Source organism: Kocuria sp. LHG3120, from assembly GCF_049897445.1.
Taxonomy (GTDB): Bacteria; Actinomycetota; Actinomycetes; order Actinomycetales; family Micrococcaceae; genus Kocuria; species Kocuria rosea.
On the sequence record NZ_JAFCWG010000001.1, the window covers coordinates 573,039 to 589,042 of the forward strand.

A 16,004-nucleotide genomic window follows, 5' to 3' on the forward strand; every position below is an offset into this window, starting at 1 on the left:
TCCGAACGGTGCTGCGGACGGTCGCTCAGCGCTGGTAGTTGGGGGCCTCGACGGTCATCGTGATGTCGTGCGGGTGGGACTCCTTGAGCCCGGCCGGCGTGATCCGCACGAACCGGCCCTCGTGCTTGAGCTCCTCGACGGTGTGGGCGCCCACGTAGAACATCGTCTGGCGCAGGCCGCCGTCGAGCTGGTGGACCACGGCCGAGAGCGGGCCGCGGTACGGGACCTGGCCCTCGATGCCCTCGGGGATGAGCTTCTCGTCGCTGGCGACGTCGGCCTGGAAGTAGCGGTCCTTGGAGTAGGAGGTGTTCTTGCCGCGGGACTGCATGGCCCCCAGCGAGCCCATCCCCCGGTAGGTCTTGAACTGCTTGCCGTTGACGAAGATCAGCTCGCCCGGGGACTCGTCGCAGCCCGCGAGCAGGGACCCGACCATCACGGAGTCCGCGCCGGCCACGAGCGCCTTGCCGATGTCGCCGGAGTACTGCAGGCCGCCGTCGGCGATCAGGGGCACGCCCGCCGGGATCGCCGCCTTCGCCGCCTCGTTGACGGCGGTGATCTGGGGGACGCCCACGCCGGCGATGATGCGGGTGGTGCAGATCGAGCCGGGGCCCACGCCCACCTTCACGGCGTCCGCCCCGGCGTCCACGATGGCCTGCGCGCCGTGGCGGGTGGCCGCCTGCCCGCCGATGACGTCCACGTGCGCGGCGGCGGTCTCCGCCTTGAGCCGGGCGATCATGTCCAGCACGCCCTGGGAGTGCCCGTTGGCGGTGTCGATGAACAGGGCGTCCACGCCGGCCTCGACGAGGGTCATGGCCCGTTCGAAGCCGTCGCCGAAGAAGCCGACGGCGGCGCCGACGCGCAGCCGGCCCTCGTCGTCCTTGGTGGCGTGGGGGTACTGCTCGGCCTTGGTGAAGTCCTTGATCGTGATCAGGCCGGTGAGCCGGCCGGCGTCGTCGACGAGCGGCAGCTTCTCGATCTTGTTGGTCGCCAGGAGCCGGTGCGCGTCGTCCTTCGCCATCCCGACCTTGCCGGTGATCAGCGGCATGGGCGTCATGATCTCGTGCACCCGGCGCCGCGGGAACTCGCTCTCCGGCAGGTACCGGGTGTCGCGGTTGGTGATGATCCCCAGCAGCTTCTGCTCGGCGTCCACGACGGGCAGCCCGGAGACCCGGTAGTAGCCGCAGAGCCGGTCCAGCTCCTCGAGGGTCGCCTCCGGGGAGATGGTGACGGGGTCGGTGATCATCCCGGACTCGCTGCGCTTCACCCGGTCCACGTGCTCGGCCTGGTCCTGGATCGAGAGGTTGCGGTGGATCACGCCGATGCCGCCCTGGCGGGCCATCGCGATCGCCATCGAGGACTCGGTGACGGTGTCCATGGCGGCGGACAGCAGCGGCACCTCCAGGTCGATTCGCCGGGACAGGCGGGTGCGCGTCGACGCCTCGGACGGGATGACGTCCGTGTTGCCGGGCAGCAGCAGCACGTCGTCGTAGGTCAGCCCGGTGAACCCGAACGGGTCCTCGGACAGGGCGGTGGGGACGGCGGTATCCGACACGGTGGGGCCTTTCAGCTTCGAGGGAGTCGCGATCATTCTACGGGCCGGGTCCCGGCCGGCGGACGGCTGTGGCCGCTCTCACGACCCGGCGGGGAACCCTGCCCCGTCCGCGCGCAGGGCCTCCTCGACGCGCTCCGCGAAGAGGGGCGCCAGGCTCCGCACGTACTCGACGGTGAGGTGGTTGTTGTCCCAGTACGTGAACACGTTGCCGACGACCGGGACGCAGGTGCCGTCCGGGCAGATGAGGTCCCCCATGTCCACCATCGTGACCTGCGGCAGCTCGGCCACCGGGGCCAGCGGGCTGTCCGGGCCCAGGATCACGTGGGAGGCGGCGCACTCGGGGGCGTCGGCCCCGTGGTCCGCGGCGCAGCGCGCGGGGACGAAGTCGAACCGGGCGTTGTCGCGCAGGCCGAGGACCTGGATGCCGCGCTCCGCCAGCCCGCGGATGCGCTGCTCCATCCCGGGGGTGAACAGCTCCCGGTCATCGTCCGTGCTGCGGGTGCCCTGCACCAGCACCAGGTCCGGGTCGACGGCCTCCACCACGGGGTCGGTGCCCTCGAGCCAGCGCGTGCACTGCTCGGGGTCGGCCACCTGCTCCTCGGGCAGGGCGTACAGGCAGTTGCCGCGGATGTAGGTGACCACGCGCCAGTCGTTGCGCTCGGCCAGGAGCTCGACGGCCGGGATCCACTGGTGCATGTGGCTGTTGCCGATCACCAGCATCGTGGCGGCGGGCTCGGGGTTCGGGACGGTCTCGAAGCACCACTGCCGGAAGCGCTCGCCGACCTCTGTGCCGGGCGGGCAGGGCTCGCCGAGCGGCGGCTTGGCGTACGGCTCCCCGGTGATCACGGGGACGGTCTCGGCGTCCGGGTCGCCCTCGTACCGGAAGCCCGGCAGCAGCGCCGCCGCCCCGGGGTTGTTGCGGTCGGCCGACGCCGCGATCTCCACCGCCCGCCGCTCCTCGGCCACCCGGGCCGCGGTCACCGGGACCGCGACCGCGGCCAGGCACACCACGATCACCGCCGCCAGCCGCAGCCGGGACCGCTCGGGCCAGGCCCAGCGCTTGAGCGGGTCCTCGACCAGCCGGGTGGCCAGCACCGCGAGCACCAGGCACACCAGCACGATGGCCGCCCCCGACCACGGACCGGCCATCGGCCGGTCCCGCAGCACGAGATAGGTGATCAGCACGGGCCAGTGGATCAGGTACAGCGCGTAGGCGGAGTCCCCCAGCCGCACCAGCGGCGCCGAGGCCAGGATCCGGTCCAGCCCGAAGCGCGACCCGGACTGCCCGGCCACGATGATCGCCGCGGCCGAGAGCAGCGGCCACAGGGCGATCCACCCGGGGAACGCCCCCTGCACGTCGACCAGCACCCCCACCGAGACCATGCTCACCAGCCCGGCCCAGCCCAGGACCACGCGCACCCTGCGGCCGGGCCGCAGCCAGGGCACCGCGAGGGCCAGCAGGGACCCGAGGGCGAACTCCCACAGCCGGGTGCGGGTGTCGAAGTAGGCGAACTCCTGCTGGACGGCCGTGCTGTGCACCGACCACGCCAGGGAGGCCGCGAAGACCACGCCGAAGACGACCGCCAGCACCGGCACGGGGCTCCACCGGGTCCGCCGGGAGATCAGCCAGGCGGCGGCGAAGATCAGCGGCCACAGCAGGAACACCTGCCCCTGGACCGACAGGGACCAGAAGTGCTGGAACGGCGAGGCGGTCGAGTGGTCGGCGGCGTAGTAGTCCACCGCGTTGAGCGCCAGCGCCCAGTTCTCCGCGTAGAACACCGAGGCCAGCGCCTCGGCGCGCCACTGCCCGGCGTCGTAGCCGGGGTAGAACAGCTCCACCAGCACCAGGGTGCCCAGGATCGTGAGCACCGCCAGGGGCAGAAGCCGCTTGAACACGTGCAGCCAGTACCGCCCGATCGCCAGGGGCCGCCCGGCCTCGAGCTTGCGCACGAAGGAGAGGGTGAGGAAGAACGCCGAGATCAGCAGGAACACGTCCACGCCACCGGACACCCGCCCGAGGAACACGTGGTAGACCACCACTAGCAGCACCGCCACCGCGCGCAGGCCCTGCACCTCGGGCCGGAAGCCCGAGTACCGTCCTCCCCGCCGCTGCGCCACAGTTCCGCTGTCGGAGGTCCCGGTGGACGGGTGCGGTGCGATGGAGTGCACGGTGGCCACGAGGTACCTCCAGGGACTACGTCGGCGCGGCCGCGGGAGGGCGCCGGGGGGGGGGGGGGGAGAAGCGGGGGGCGGGGCGTCTGCTGCCAACTTATCGCACGCCCGGCACCGCGCCGGGACGCACCGCGGGGCGCAGTCGCCGCCTGACAGCACAGCGCAGGGCGTCGCATGCTCCAGGTTCCGGCGCCACCGCCGGGTGTCCGTCAGGGGCGGAGGCCGTCGCCGGCGAGGGCCTCGCGGAAGCGATCGGCGAACCGCGCAGAGAGACTCTCCACGTAGGGAACGGTGAGGTGGTTGTCGTCCCAGTACACGTAGACGTTCCCGACCACGGGCAGACAGGCACCGTCCGGGCACACGAGGTCCGTCATGTCCACCGTCGACACCAGCGCGAGCTCGTCGGCCAGGGCCTGCACAGGGCTGACCGTACCCAGCATCGGATGCTGATCGGCGCACCCGGGGTCGGCGAGGCCGGACTCGACTGCGCACCGGGCAGGAGCGTAGTCGAAACGGGGGGTGTCGCGGACCGCGACGACGGGAACGCCGCGGGTGTCCAGTGCGCGCATGCGCGTCTCCATCCCCGCCGGGAGCTGCTCCCCCGTGGTGGTGGCGAGCGTGCCCTGCACCATGACAAGATCCGGGTCCACCGCGTCGAGCACCGTGTCCGTGTCCTCGAGCCACGGAGCGCAGTCATCGGGACGCATCTGTTCCTCCACCGTGGAGTAGAAGCACGCGGGCCGGATGTAGGAGACGACCCGCCATCCACGTTGCTCGGCGAGCGAGCGCACCGCCGGGGCCCAGTGCTGGACGTGGCTGTTGCCGATGAGCAGCAGGGTCGCCGACGGATTCTCCTGGGTCACAGTCTCGTGGCACCATCGCTCGTTGACCTGGGCGAGCCCGAGGGGCTCGGTACACGGCCCCCCCAGGGAAGCCCACCTCTTGCTCTCGTCGGAGAGCAGGGGCAGGGTCGGGGCGTCCGGGTCGCCCCGGAACTCGAAGCCGGGCTCGAGGACGGCGGCCCCGGGGTTGTTCCGGACGGCCTCGGCCTGGATCCGGTCGGCACGCCGGTCCTCGACGTGCTGCCAAGCGAGCACGGGGGCGGCGACCAGGACGAGACAGAGCACCACGACCCCGGCGAGGCGCCGCTTGTTCTGCTCGGGCCAGGCCCACTTCTTGAACCGGTCCTCGACCAGCCGGGTGGCCAGCACGGCGAGCACCAGGGAGACGACGATGATCACCGCCCCCGACCGCGGCCCGGCCATGGGCCGGTCCCGCAGCACGAGGTAGGTGACCAGCAGCGGCCAGTGGATCAGGTACAGCGCATAGGCCGAGTCCCCCAGCCGCACCAGGGGCCGCGAGGCGAGGATCCGGTCCAGTCCGAACGGGGACCCGGAGCGGCCGGCCACGATGATCGCCGCGGCCGAGAGCAGCGGCCACAGCGCGATCCACCCGGGGAACGCCCCCTGCACGTCGACCAGCACCCCCACGGAGACCATGCTGAGCAGCCCGGCCCAGCCCAGGGCCACGCGCGCGGTCCGCGGCAGCTTCAGGTAGGGCAGGGCGAGGGCGAGCAGCGACCCGAGGGCGAACTCCCACAGCCGGGTGCGGGTGTCGAAGTAGGCGAACTCCTGCTGAACGGCGGTGCTGTGCACGGACCACGCCAGGGAGGCCAGGAACACGGTGCCGAACATCGCGACCAGGACGGGGACCGGCCGGAGGCTCCCCCGCCGCGTGAGCAGCCAGGCGGCGGCGAAGATCAGAGGCCAGATCAGGAACACCTGCCCCTGGACCGACAGGGACCAGAAGTGCTGGAACGGCGAGGCGGTGGAGTGGTCGGCGGCGTAGTAGTCGACGGAGCTCAGCGCGAGCGCCCAGTTCTCCGCGTAGAGCACCGAGGCCAGCGCCTCGGTGCGCCACTGCCCGGCGTCGGAGCCGGGGTAGACGGCGGCCACCAGGACGAGGGTGCCGAGGATGGTGAGCACCGCCAGCGGCAGCAGCCGCTTGAACACGTGCAACCAGTACCGTCCCAGGGCCAGGGGCCGGCCGGCCTCGAGCTTGCGCACGAAGGACAGGGTCAGGAAGAAGGCGGAGATCAGCAGGAACACGTCCACGCCCCCGGAGACCCGCCCGAGGAACACGTGGTAGACCACCACGAGCAGCACCGCGACGAACCGCAGCCCCTGCACCTCGGGGCGGAACCCGGAGTACCGGGCCACCCGCCGGACCGTGTCCGGCTCGACGCCGCCGGGGCCGCCCGGGGAGGTGACCCCCGGGTCCGGGCGCGGGACGCCGGCCTGCACCGTGCTCACGAGGGCACCCCCTGGAGGAGCGTGCCGGGGAGCCGGGTCTCGAGGGCCGGCGCCATCGTCCGCGCGTAGGTCCAAGTGAGGTGGTGCGGGTCGAAGAAGACGTGCACGTTGCCCACCACGGGACGGCACAGCCCCTCCGGGCAGATGAGATCGGTGAGGTCGAGCGAGGAGAAGCCGTTCCGGTCCCGGAGGGCGTCGGCCGGGTTGACGGGCGCCAGGACCTGCTCGACGGGCACGCGGCACCGGTCGGCGTCCTGGCCGTGGCGCACGGCGCACTCGTAGGGGTTGAAGTCGAACCGGGGATTGTCCCGGAAGCCGACGACGTCGATGCCCTGGCCCGTGAGGCGGTCGACCAGCTCCGGGAACCCCCCGACCATGGCCTCGGCGGGACCGTCCATCCGGGCGGCGTAGGTCGAGGTCGTCATGACCGCGTCCGGGGCGAGCCGCTCCACGTACTCGATCGCCGCGGCGTTCCCCTCGTGGCACGCGTCCCCCTCCGGGCGCACCGCGAAGGCGCAGCCCGGCTGCAGCACGGCGACGAGCTGCCAGTTGCGCTCCTCAGCGAGGGGGATCACCGCGCCCATGAACTGCTCCATGTGGGAGTTGCCGACCACCGCGATCGTCCGCTCGGGGTCCGGCAGGGCCGGGGTCTGGCGGCAGTACTGCTCGAGGACCTCCTGCTCGGGGGCGAACGCCCCGGAGCAGGGCTCGGGCAGACCGACCCACTCGTCGCCCAGCGCGGAGGCCAGGGGCAGGGCGGGGGCGTCCGGGTCGCCCCGGAACTCGAAGCCCGGGTCCAGCACCGCCGCCCCGGGGTTGTTGCGGGCGGCGTCCTCCGCCAGCGCGGCCTCCCGCCGTGCGTCGGCCTGCTGCCACGCCAGCACCGGCACCGCCACGAGCGCCAGGCTCACCGCCACCGACACGGCCAGCCGCCGCTTGTCCCGCTCCGGCCACGCCCACCGCTGGAACGGGCGCTCCACGAGCTTGGTGGCGGCCACCGCCAGCAGCAGGGAGACCAGGATGATCGCGACCCCCGACCGCGGCCCGGCCACGGGCCGGTCCCGCAGCACCAGGTAGGTGATCAGCAGCGGCCAGTGGATGAGGTAGAGCGCGTAGGAGGCGTCCCCCAGCCGCACCAGCGGCCGCGAGGCCAGCAAGCGGTCCAGGCCGAAGGGCGAGCCGGAGTGCCCGGCCACGATGATCGCCGCGGCCGAGAGCAGCGGCCACAGGGCGATCCAGCCGGGGAAGGCCCCCTGCACGTCGATCAGCACCCCGACCGAGACCATGCTGAGCATCCCGGCCCAGCCCAGCACCACCCGCACCGACCGCGGCGGCTTCAGGTACGGCACCGCGAGGGCCAGCAGGGATCCGAGGGCGAACTCCCACAGCCTGGCCCGGGTGTCGAAGTAGGCGAACCCTTGGTCCGTGGCGGTCGTGTGCACCGACCAGGCGAGGGAGACCGCGAAGACCAGCCCGAAGATCACCGCCAGCACCGGCACCGGCCGCCGGCGCCCGCCCCGGCACACGAGCCACGCCGCCCCGAACACCAGCGGCCACAGCAGGAACACCTGCCCCTGCACCGACAGGGACCAGAAGTGCTGGAACGGGGAGGCCGTGGAGTCGTCGGCGGCGTAGTAGTCCACCTCGGCCAGCGCCAGCGCCCAGTTCTCCACGTAGAACACCGAGGCCAGCGCCTCCGTGCGGACCCGGTCGATCCGCGCCTCCGGGAAGAACCACCACGCCAGCACCAGGGTGCCCAGGATCGTGAGCACAGCCAGCGGCAGCAGCCGCTTGAACACGTGCAGCCAGTACCGCCCCAGCGCCAGCGGCCTCCCCGCCTCGAGCTTGCGCACGAAGGACAGGGTCAGGAAGAACGCCGAGATCAGCAGGAAGATGTCCACTCCCCCGGACACCCGGTCCAGGAACACGTGGTAGACCACCACGAGCAGCACGGCGACGAAGCGCAGCCCCTGCACCTCCGGACGGAACCCGGCGTACCGGGCCACCCGCCGGGCCGTGTCCGGCTCGACGCCGGCGGGAGTGCTCTGCGCACCGAGGGTCGTCATGGGCATCTCCTGGGAACACCGTGCCGCCGGGGGCGCGGCAGTGGTCGGACGGACCCCCGCACTCTACCGGAGGACCCGGCGCGGACCCCGGAACGGACGCGGACCCGCCCCACCGGTGGTGGGACGGGTCCGCGGGGCGAGCCGGCTCGGCGCCGGCCGTCAGTGCCGGCCGTCAGTGCTGGTGGCCGTGGCCGTGCCCCTCGTCCTCGGCGGGCTTGTCCGTCACGAGCGTCTCAGTGGTCAGCACGAGCGCCGCGATGGACGCGGCGTTCTGCAGCGCCGAGCGGGTGACCTTGACGGGGTCGATGATGCCCGCGCCGACCATCTCGACGTACTCGCCGGTGGCGGCGTCGTAGCCGTGCCCGGCCTCGAGCTCGGCGACGCGGGAGGCGACCACGGCCCCGTCCTGACCGGCGTTCTGGGCGATCCAGTACAGCGGCTGCCGCAGCGCGCGGCGGACGATGCCGAGCGCGGTCGCGGCGTCCCCGGTGAGCCCGAGGTCGGACTCGTCGAGGACCTTCGCGGCCTGCACGAGGGCGGTGCCGCCGCCGGCGACGATGCCCTCCTCGAGGGCCGCGCGGGTCGCGGAGACGGCGTCCTCGATGCGGTGCTTGCGCTCCTTGGCCTCGACCTCGGTGGCGGCGCCGACCTTGATCACGGAGACCCCGCCGGCCAGGCGGGCGAGCCGCTCCTGGAGCTTCTCGCGGTCCCACTCGGAGTCGGTGCGCTCCACCTCGGCGCGGATCGTGGCGACCCGGTCCTGGATCTCGGCCGGGGTGCCCCCGCCGTCGACCAGGGTGGTGGTGTTCTTGGTGACCGTGACGCGCCGGGCGGTGCCCAGCTGCTCCAGGGTGACCTGGTCGAGGCTGATGCCCAGCTCGCTGGTGATGAGCTGGCCGCCGGTGAGGACGGCGAGGTCCTGCATGATCGCCTTGCGGCGGTCGCCGAAGCCGGGGGCCTTGAGGGCCACGACGTCGAGGGTGCCGCGCAGCCGGTTGACCACGAGGGTGGACAGGGCCTCGCCCTCGACGTCCTCCGCGATGATGGTCAGCGGCTTCTTGGCCTGGAGGACCTTCTCCAGCACGGGCATGAGCTCGGGCACCGAGGAGATCTTGCCCTGGTACAGCAGCACCAGGGAGTTCTCCATGACCGCTTCCTGGCGCTCGGCGTCGGTCACGAAGGACGGGGACAGGTAGCCCTTGTCGAACTGCATGCCCTCGGTGACGTCGAGCTCCACCTCGGTGCTCGAGCCGTCCTCGATCGTGATGACGCCGTCCTTGCCGACGGTCTCGAAGGCCCGGGCGATGAGCTCGCCGATCGCCGGGTCCTGCGCGGAGATGGTCGCCACGTGGGCGACGTTGGTGCCCTCCACCGGGCGGGCGTTCTCGAGCAGGCGCTCGGAGACGGCCTCGACGGCCTTCTCGATGCCGCGCTTGAGGCTCAGCGGGTCGGCGCCGGCGGCCACGTTGCGCAGGCCCTCCTTGACGAGCGCCTGGGCGAGCACGGTGGCGGTGGTGGTGCCGTCGCCGGCGACGTCGTTGGTCTTGGTCGCCACCTCCTTGGCGAGCTGGGCACCGAGGTTCTCGTACGGGTCGTCGAGCTCGACCTCGCGGGCGATGGTCACGCCGTCGTTGGTGATCGTGGGGGCGCCCCACTTCTTGTCGAGCACCACGTTGCGCCCGCGCGGGCCGAGGGTGACCTTGACGGTGTCGGCGAGCTTGTTGACGCCGTTCTCGAGGGACTTGCGGGCGGCGTCGTCGAACGCCAGCTGCTTGGCCATGGGCGAAGAGCTCCTTCTGGGGTGGCTGGGGTCGCCAGCGGGTTTCGGGGTCTGGATCGGCGAAGGGTGCCCGCCGCGGGCCCGCCGGAACAGCGGGGCGTGCGGCGGGCACCCTTCGTCAGGACTGCGCGGTCTGCGCCGGGTCGGTGCGGCCCGGTCTACTTGACGACGACGGCGAGCACGTCGCGGGCCGGGAGGACCAGGTACTCCTCGCCGTTGTACTTGACCTCGGTGCCGCCGTACTTCGAGAAGATCACGACGTCGCCCTCCTGGACGTCGACCGGGATGCGGTTGCCGGAGTCGTCGACACGACCGGGGCCGACCGCCAGGACCTTGCCCTCCTGGGGCTTCTCCTTGGCGGTGTCCGGGATGACGAGACCGGACGCGGTGGTCTGCTCAGCGGCGAGCGGCTGGACGACGATGCGATCCTCGAGAGGCTTGATGGAGACCGACACGATCTCTCCTTGTCTGTAGGGGTGGAAAACGGTGGGCGACCGCGGGCGGAGCCCGCCGTCGAGCTTCGGGCCGATCGGCGCACCGACCGTCGTCGCGGTGCCGGTCGATCGCCTGGCCCTTAGCACCCTCACCCGGAGAGTGCCAAGGCCAACTGTAGGAGCGGGCTGGCAGTCGGTCAAGGCGAGTGCCAGCGCGCCGACCCCCGCGGGAACGTCCGGCGGGAATTAGGGCACGCCTGTGTTCGCCAATGATTTGCCTCACGCCCGCCCGACCCTCTAGGTTGAGCGGTAAGGCAACCCTTACCTCGGCCGAGCAGCGGTGCCCTCCTCGACGTCCCCGCACATCCGTGCGCAGGTCCGTCGCGCCCATCGGATCCTGCCGGCGTCCTCCACCCCGGAGCACGCCGGCGCCCTCTGCACGAAGGAAGACCATGAACCGCACCCAGCACCCGGCTGCCCTCCTGGCCGTCGCCGGTGTCCTCGCCCTCACCGCCTGCGGCACGGCCCAGGGCGACGAGGCCGCCTCCGCGGAGTCGTCCGCCCCCTCCGCCGCCACGGTCGAGGTCGAGGACAACTACGGCACGCAGACGGTCGAGGCCCCGCCGGCGTCCGTCGTCGCCACCGACAACCGCACCTTCGAGACGCTCGCCGAGTGGGGCGTCGAACTGGCGGCGGCCCCGCGCGCCCTCATGCCGGACACCATCGCCTACGCCGACGACGAGTCCGTCGTCGACCTCGGCAACCACCGCGAGCCCGACCTCGAGGCCGTCGTCGCCGCGGACCCCGACCTCATCGTCAACGGCCAGCGCTTCGCCGACTACCGCGAGGACTTCGCCGACCTGGTGCCGGAGGCCACCATCGTCGAGCTCGACCCGCGGGAGGACGAGCCCTTCGACGAGGAGCTGAAGCGGCAGACCTCCGTCCTGGGCCAGGTCTTCGACCGCGAGGACGAGGCCGAGCAGATCAACGGCGACTTCGACGCGGCGATGCAGCGCGTCGTCGACGGCTACCGGCCCGGCGACACGGTCATGGCCGTCACCGTCTCCGGCGGCGAGATCGGCTTCATCGCCCCGGGCAACGGACGCACCCTGGGCCCGCTGTTCGAGATCTTCGACTTCGCACCGGCCCTCGAGGTCGAGGGCGCCAGCGACGACCACCAGGGCGACGACATCTCCGTGGAGGCGATCGCCGACTCGAACCCCGACTGGATCCTCGTGCTGGACCGCGACGCCGCGATCTCCGCCGAGGACCCGGAGTACACCCCGGCGCAGGAGGTCATCGAGAACGCCGCGGCCCTGCAGAACGTCACCGCGGTGCAGGAGGGCCAGGTCGTCTACATGCCCCGGGACACCTACACCAACGAGGGCATCCAGACCTACACCGAGTTCTTCGACACCCTGGCCGACGCCATGGGCGCGCAGGACTGACCCATCGTCCGGACGGCGGTGGCGGGGTCCGCCCCACCACCGCCGTCCGCCGGGCACGAGGCCGGAGGAAGGACTGACCCCATGTCGACGATCGTGTCGAGACCCCCCGCGGCGAGCAAGGGCTCGCTGTTCGACTGGAAGCTGCTGCTCGGTGCGCTCGGCGTCCTCGCGCTGCTGGCCGCGTCCCTCCTCACGGGGGTCTACGACGTCTTCGGCGCCGAGGACGGCGACGAGATGTTCGCGATCACGCGGATCCCCCGCACCATCGCCTTGGTCCTGGCCGGCGCCGCCATGTCCATGTCCGGCCTGGTGATGCAGCTGCTCACGCAGAACCGCTTCGTGGAGCCCACCACCACGGGCACCACCGAGTGGGCGGGGCTCGGGCTGCTGCTCGTCGTGCTCCTGATGCCCACCGCCACGGTCCTCACCCGGATGCTCGGCGCCGTGACCGCGGCCTTCATCGGGACCATGGTCTTCTTCCTCTTCCTGCGCCGCGTCTCCCTGCGCTCCTCCCTCATCGTGCCCATCGTCGGCATCATGCTGGGCGCGGTGGTCGGGTCCGTCTCGACGTTCCTGGCGCTGCAGACGGACATGCTGCAGAACCTCGGCGTCTGGTTCGCCGGCAGCTTCACCTCGGTGCTGCGCGGTCAGTACGAGGTGCTGTGGATCGTGCTCCTGGTCGGGATCGCGGTGTTCCTCGTGGCGGACCGGCTCACCGTCGCCGGGCTCGGCGAGGACGTCGCCACCAATGTCGGGCTGAACTACCACCGCACCGTCCTGCTCGGGACCGGGCTGATCGCGGTGGCCACCGGCGTCGTCACCGTCGTCGTCGGCAACCTGCCCTTCCTGGGCCTCATCGTGCCGAACATCGTCTCGATGGTCCGCGGCGACGACCTGCGCAGCAACCTGCCGTGGGTGTGCCTGCTCGGCATCGCCATCGTGACGCTGTGCGACCTCATCGGAAGGATCATCATCATGCCGTTCGAGATCCCCGTGTCCGTGATCCTCGGGATCGTCGGCGCCGTGGTTTTCGTCTGCCTGCTCCTGAGGCAGCGTCGTCGTGTCTGAGGCCGTGCTCAGCACTCCCGCACCCGCACCGGCCGCGGCGCCGGCGGCCCCCGCCGCACGGGGCCGCGCCGGGGCCTTCCCCACCCCGCGGGCCCGGCGGCGGTACTGGACGGTCGTCGCCGTGCTGGCCCTCGCCTCCGCGGGCTTCGCCTTCGGCCTGCTGGCCTGGGACAACCCGATGCCGGTCGGCTCGGACGGCTTCTGGCGGATCGCGGACCGCCGGGTGACGAGCGTGGTCATCATGGCGGTCGTGGCCTTCTGCCAGGCGATCGCGACCGTGAGCTTCCAGACGGCCACGAACAACCGGATCATCACCCCGTCGATCATGGGCTTCGAGTCCCTCTACGTGGCGATCCAGACGTCCACGGTGTACTTCCTGGGCGCCGCGGGGATCCTCGTCCTGCAGGGCGTGCCGCAGTTCCTGCTGCAGGTCGCCCTCATGGTCGCGCTCTCCCTCGCGCTCTACGGCTGGCTGCTCTCCGGCCGGTACGGGAACCTGCAGGTGATGCTGCTCGTGGGCATCATCATCGGCGGGGGCCTCGGCTCCGTCTCGACCTTCATGCAGCGTCTGCTGTCCCCCAGCGAGTTCGACGTGCTCTCCGCCCGGCTGTTCGGCTCCGTGACGAACGCCCAGGCCGACTACCTGCCGGTGGCCGTCCCGCTGTGCCTGCTGGCCGGCGGCGCCCTGTGGCTGAGGTCCTCGCGCCTGAACGTGGTCGCCCTCGGACGGGACGTGAGCCTGAACCTCGGCCTGCGGCACCGCGCCGAGATCATGGGCACCCTCTTCCTCGTCTCCGTCCTGATGGCCGTCTCCACCGCCCTGGTGGGCCCCATGACGTTCCTCGGCTTCCTGGTGGCGACGCTCGCCTACCAGTTCGCCGACACGTACGACCACCGCCACCTCTTCCCCGTGGCGGTCCTCACCGGGTTCCTCGTCCTGACGGGCGCCTACTTCGTCCTGAACCACGTCTTCTACGCCCAGGGCGTCGTCTCGATCATCATCGAGCTCGTCGGCGGCTCCGTCTTCCTCTACGTCATCCTCCGAAAGGGCCGGCTGTGATCACCCTGACCAACGTGCGCAAGGACTACGGCGGTGAGGTCACGGTCGGACCCGTCGACCTCGAGATCCCGTCGGCCGGCATGACCGCCCTGGTCGGCCCCAACGGGGCGGGCAAGTCCACGCTGCTGACGATGATCGGACGCCTGCTCGGCCTCGACGACGGCAGCATCGACATCGCCGGCTACGACGTGGCCCGGACCCGGTCCAAGGACCTCGCCCGGATCGTCTCCGTCCTGCGCCAGGAGAACCACTACATCACCCGGCTCACCGTGCGGCAGCTGGTGGGCTTCGGCCGCTTCCCCCACAGCCGCGGCCGGCTCACCGCCGTGGACGACGAGATCATCGGCAGGTACATCGACTTCCTCGGCCTGGCGCCGCTGGAGCACCGCTATCTCGACCAGCTGTCGGGCGGCCAGCGCCAGCGCGCGTACGTCGCCATGGTCCTCGCCCAGGAGACCGACCACGTGCTGCTGGACGAGCCCCTCAACAACCTCGACATGCGGCACGCCGTGTCGATGATGCAGCACCTGCGGCGGGCCTGCGACGAGATGGGGCGCACCATCGTCATCGTGCTCCACGACATCAACTTCGCCAGCCACTACGCGGACCGGATCTGCGCCGTCAAGGACGGCCGGGTCGCCGAGTTCGGCGAGCCGCACGAGATCATGGACGGCGCGGTCCTCACCCGGGTCTTCGAGACCCCGGTGACCGTCATCGACGGCCCCCGGGGCCGTCTCGCCGCGTTCTACTGACCGGTGCCCGCCCGGACGGGCGGGCGGGGGCGGATAGGGTGGACCGATGCAGAACGAGGCGACCGACATCGCACCCCTGCTCACCGCCGAGGGGAGTCGCCTGCTGGAGGCCGTGGGCCCCTACGACGCCGACGACGCCCTGGGGGCCGCGACCCGCCTGCGCGCCGCGGGGCACGATCCCCGGCTCGTCTCCGCGGTGCTCACCCAGGCCCGGCTCCGCGCCAGGGCGCGGGAGAAGTTCGGCGACTTCGCCGACCGCATGCTCTTCACCCGGGCCGGCCTCGAGCAGGCCACCCGGCTGCGGGTGGCCGCCCTGCACGCCCGGCGCTTCGCCGACGCGGACCTGGTGCACGTGGCCGACCTCGGCTGCGGCATCGGCGCGGACGCGCTCGCGCTGGCCTCCCTGGACCGCCGGGTCACCGCCGTGGAGCTCGACGAGACCACGGCCGCGGTGGCCACGCTCAACCTCCTCCCCTTCCCCGAGGCCACGGTGCTGCAGGCCGACGTCGAGCGGCTGGACCTCACTACCCTGCCCGGCGGACCGCCGGACGGGGTGTGGCTGGACCCGGCCCGGCGCACCACGTCGTCGTCGGGCACCCGCCGGATCTTCGACCCCGAGGCGTTCTCCCCGCCCCTGTCCTTCGTCGAGGCGCTGGCCGGGCGCGGCCTGCCCGTCGGGGTGAAGCTGGGGCCGGGCATCCCGCACGAGGCGGTCCCCGCCGGGTGCGAGGCGCAGTGGGTCTCCGACCGGGGCGACGTGGTCGAGGCCGTGCTGTGGTTCAACGCGGTGGCCCGCCCCGGCGTGCGGCGGGCGGCGCTCGTGCTCTCCGAGCACGGGTCCGCGGAGCTCACCAGCCCCGAGGACCACGACCCCGCCCACGCCGACGCCGTGGTCGGACCCGTGGGCGCGTACCTCTACGAACCGGACGGCGCGGTGATCCGGGCGGGGCTCGTCACGGACCTCGCCCGGCAGCTGGGCGCGCGGCTGATCCACCCCCGGATCGCCTACCTCACCTCCGACGAGCTCGTGCGCACCCCGCTGGCCCGGGCGTACCGCGTCCGGGAGGTGCTGCCGCACACCGTCAAGGTGCTCAAGCGGTGGGTCCGGGAGCACGAGGTCGGCACGCTCGAGATCAAGAAGCGCGGCACGGACGTCACCCCGGAGGAGCTGCGCCGCCGGCTCGCGCCGAAGGGCCCCGGACGGGCCACGCTCGTGGTCACCCGGACGGCCCCGGGCCCCGGCCCGGGAGGCCCGGGGCGGGGCGGCGCGGGGCCCGCGGAGCAGCGCGTCGTGATCGTCGTGGAAACCGTAGACTGATGGCTCCGCGGGCCGACCGGCCCGCCCCCAGAGCACGGAGGA

The 16,004-nt window shown here is 72.2% G+C and carries 11 protein-coding genes; 5 read left to right on the forward strand and 6 right to left on the reverse strand.

The features are described from left to right. Positions 1–25: 25 nt before the first annotated feature. The 6 genes from guaB to groES all read right to left on the reverse strand — a co-directional run bounded on the left by guaB (position 26) and on the right by groES (position 10,337). Positions 26–1,588 (reverse strand): IMP dehydrogenase, encoded by a 1,563-nt coding sequence (gene guaB / locus ACP7CD_RS02670; RefSeq protein ID WP_109243775.1) that lies wholly within the window; start codon positions 1,586–1,588, stop codon positions 26–28. A 42-nt stretch (positions 1,589–1,630) separates the two neighbouring features. Continuing rightward, entirely contained in the window at positions 1,631–3,730 is a 2,100-nt protein-coding gene (locus ACP7CD_RS02675; protein WP_426118751.1) for an acyltransferase family protein, read from the reverse strand. A gap of 203 nt (positions 3,731–3,933) precedes the next feature. Then, complete coding sequence (locus ACP7CD_RS02680) at positions 3,934–6,036, reverse strand: acyltransferase family protein (protein WP_426118753.1); 2,103 nt, start codon at positions 6,034–6,036, stop codon at positions 3,934–3,936. Further along, entirely contained in the window at positions 6,033–8,102 is a 2,070-nt protein-coding gene (locus ACP7CD_RS02685; protein ID WP_426118755.1) for an acyltransferase family protein, read from the reverse strand. The genes ACP7CD_RS02680 and ACP7CD_RS02685 overlap by 4 nt, the downstream gene beginning before the upstream one ends. 172 nt (positions 8,103–8,274) lie before the next feature. Next, positions 8,275–9,882, reverse strand: a complete 1,608-nt coding sequence (gene groL / locus ACP7CD_RS02690) for a chaperonin GroEL (RefSeq protein WP_035924783.1) — start codon at positions 9,880–9,882, stop codon at positions 8,275–8,277. Positions 9,883–10,040: 158 nt separating this feature from the next. Continuing rightward, complete coding sequence (groES, locus tag ACP7CD_RS02695) at positions 10,041–10,337, reverse strand: co-chaperone GroES (protein WP_017834525.1); 297 nt, start codon at positions 10,335–10,337, stop codon at positions 10,041–10,043. 431 nt (positions 10,338–10,768) lie between these two features. Between groES and ACP7CD_RS02700 the strand changes: the two genes are divergently transcribed. The 5 genes from ACP7CD_RS02700 to ACP7CD_RS02720 all read left to right on the forward strand — a co-directional run bounded on the left by ACP7CD_RS02700 (position 10,769) and on the right by ACP7CD_RS02720 (position 15,962). After that, positions 10,769–11,764, forward strand: coding sequence for a siderophore ABC transporter substrate-binding protein (locus ACP7CD_RS02700; protein ID WP_095650567.1), 996 nt, complete (start codon positions 10,769–10,771; stop codon positions 11,762–11,764). Between the two features lie 81 nt (positions 11,765–11,845). Then, positions 11,846–12,832 carry an ABC transporter permease gene (locus tag ACP7CD_RS02705; protein ID WP_109268102.1) on the forward strand — a complete coding sequence of 329 codons (987 nt, stop codon included), beginning with the start codon at positions 11,846–11,848 and terminating at the stop codon, positions 12,830–12,832. Next, complete coding sequence (locus tag ACP7CD_RS02710) at positions 12,825–13,892, forward strand: iron chelate uptake ABC transporter family permease subunit (RefSeq protein ID WP_017834522.1); 1,068 nt, start codon at positions 12,825–12,827, stop codon at positions 13,890–13,892. Before ACP7CD_RS02705 ends, ACP7CD_RS02710 begins: the two co-directional genes overlap by 8 nt. Next, positions 13,889–14,644 carry an ABC transporter ATP-binding protein gene (locus ACP7CD_RS02715; protein WP_017834521.1) on the forward strand — a complete coding sequence of 252 codons (756 nt, stop codon included), beginning with the start codon at positions 13,889–13,891 and terminating at the stop codon, positions 14,642–14,644. Before ACP7CD_RS02710 ends, ACP7CD_RS02715 begins: the two co-directional genes overlap by 4 nt. Before the next feature lie 46 nt (positions 14,645–14,690). Continuing rightward, positions 14,691–15,962, forward strand: a complete 1,272-nt coding sequence (locus ACP7CD_RS02720) for a THUMP-like domain-containing protein (RefSeq protein ID WP_426118759.1) — start codon at positions 14,691–14,693, stop codon at positions 15,960–15,962. The last annotated feature ends 42 nt before the right edge of the window (positions 15,963–16,004 follow it).

What these genes read in the sequence shown, in the direction of transcription:
- guaB (WP_109243775.1), bottom strand. Translation starts at nt 1,588, where the DNA reads ATGATCGCGACTCCCTCGAAGCTGAAAGGCCCCACCGTGTCGGATACC.
- ACP7CD_RS02705 (WP_109268102.1), top strand. Translation starts at nt 11,846, where the DNA reads ATGTCGACGATCGTGTCGAGACCCCCCGCGGCGAGCAAGGGCTCGCTG.
- ACP7CD_RS02685 (WP_426118755.1), bottom strand. Translation starts at nt 8,102, where the DNA reads ATGACGACCCTCGGTGCGCAGAGCACTCCCGCCGGCGTCGAGCCGGAC.
- ACP7CD_RS02700 (WP_095650567.1), top strand. Translation starts at nt 10,769, where the DNA reads ATGAACCGCACCCAGCACCCGGCTGCCCTCCTGGCCGTCGCCGGTGTC.
- ACP7CD_RS02720 (WP_426118759.1), top strand. Translation starts at nt 14,691, where the DNA reads ATGCAGAACGAGGCGACCGACATCGCACCCCTGCTCACCGCCGAGGGG.
- groL (WP_035924783.1), bottom strand. Translation starts at nt 9,882, where the DNA reads ATGGCCAAGCAGCTGGCGTTCGACGACGCCGCCCGCAAGTCCCTCGAG.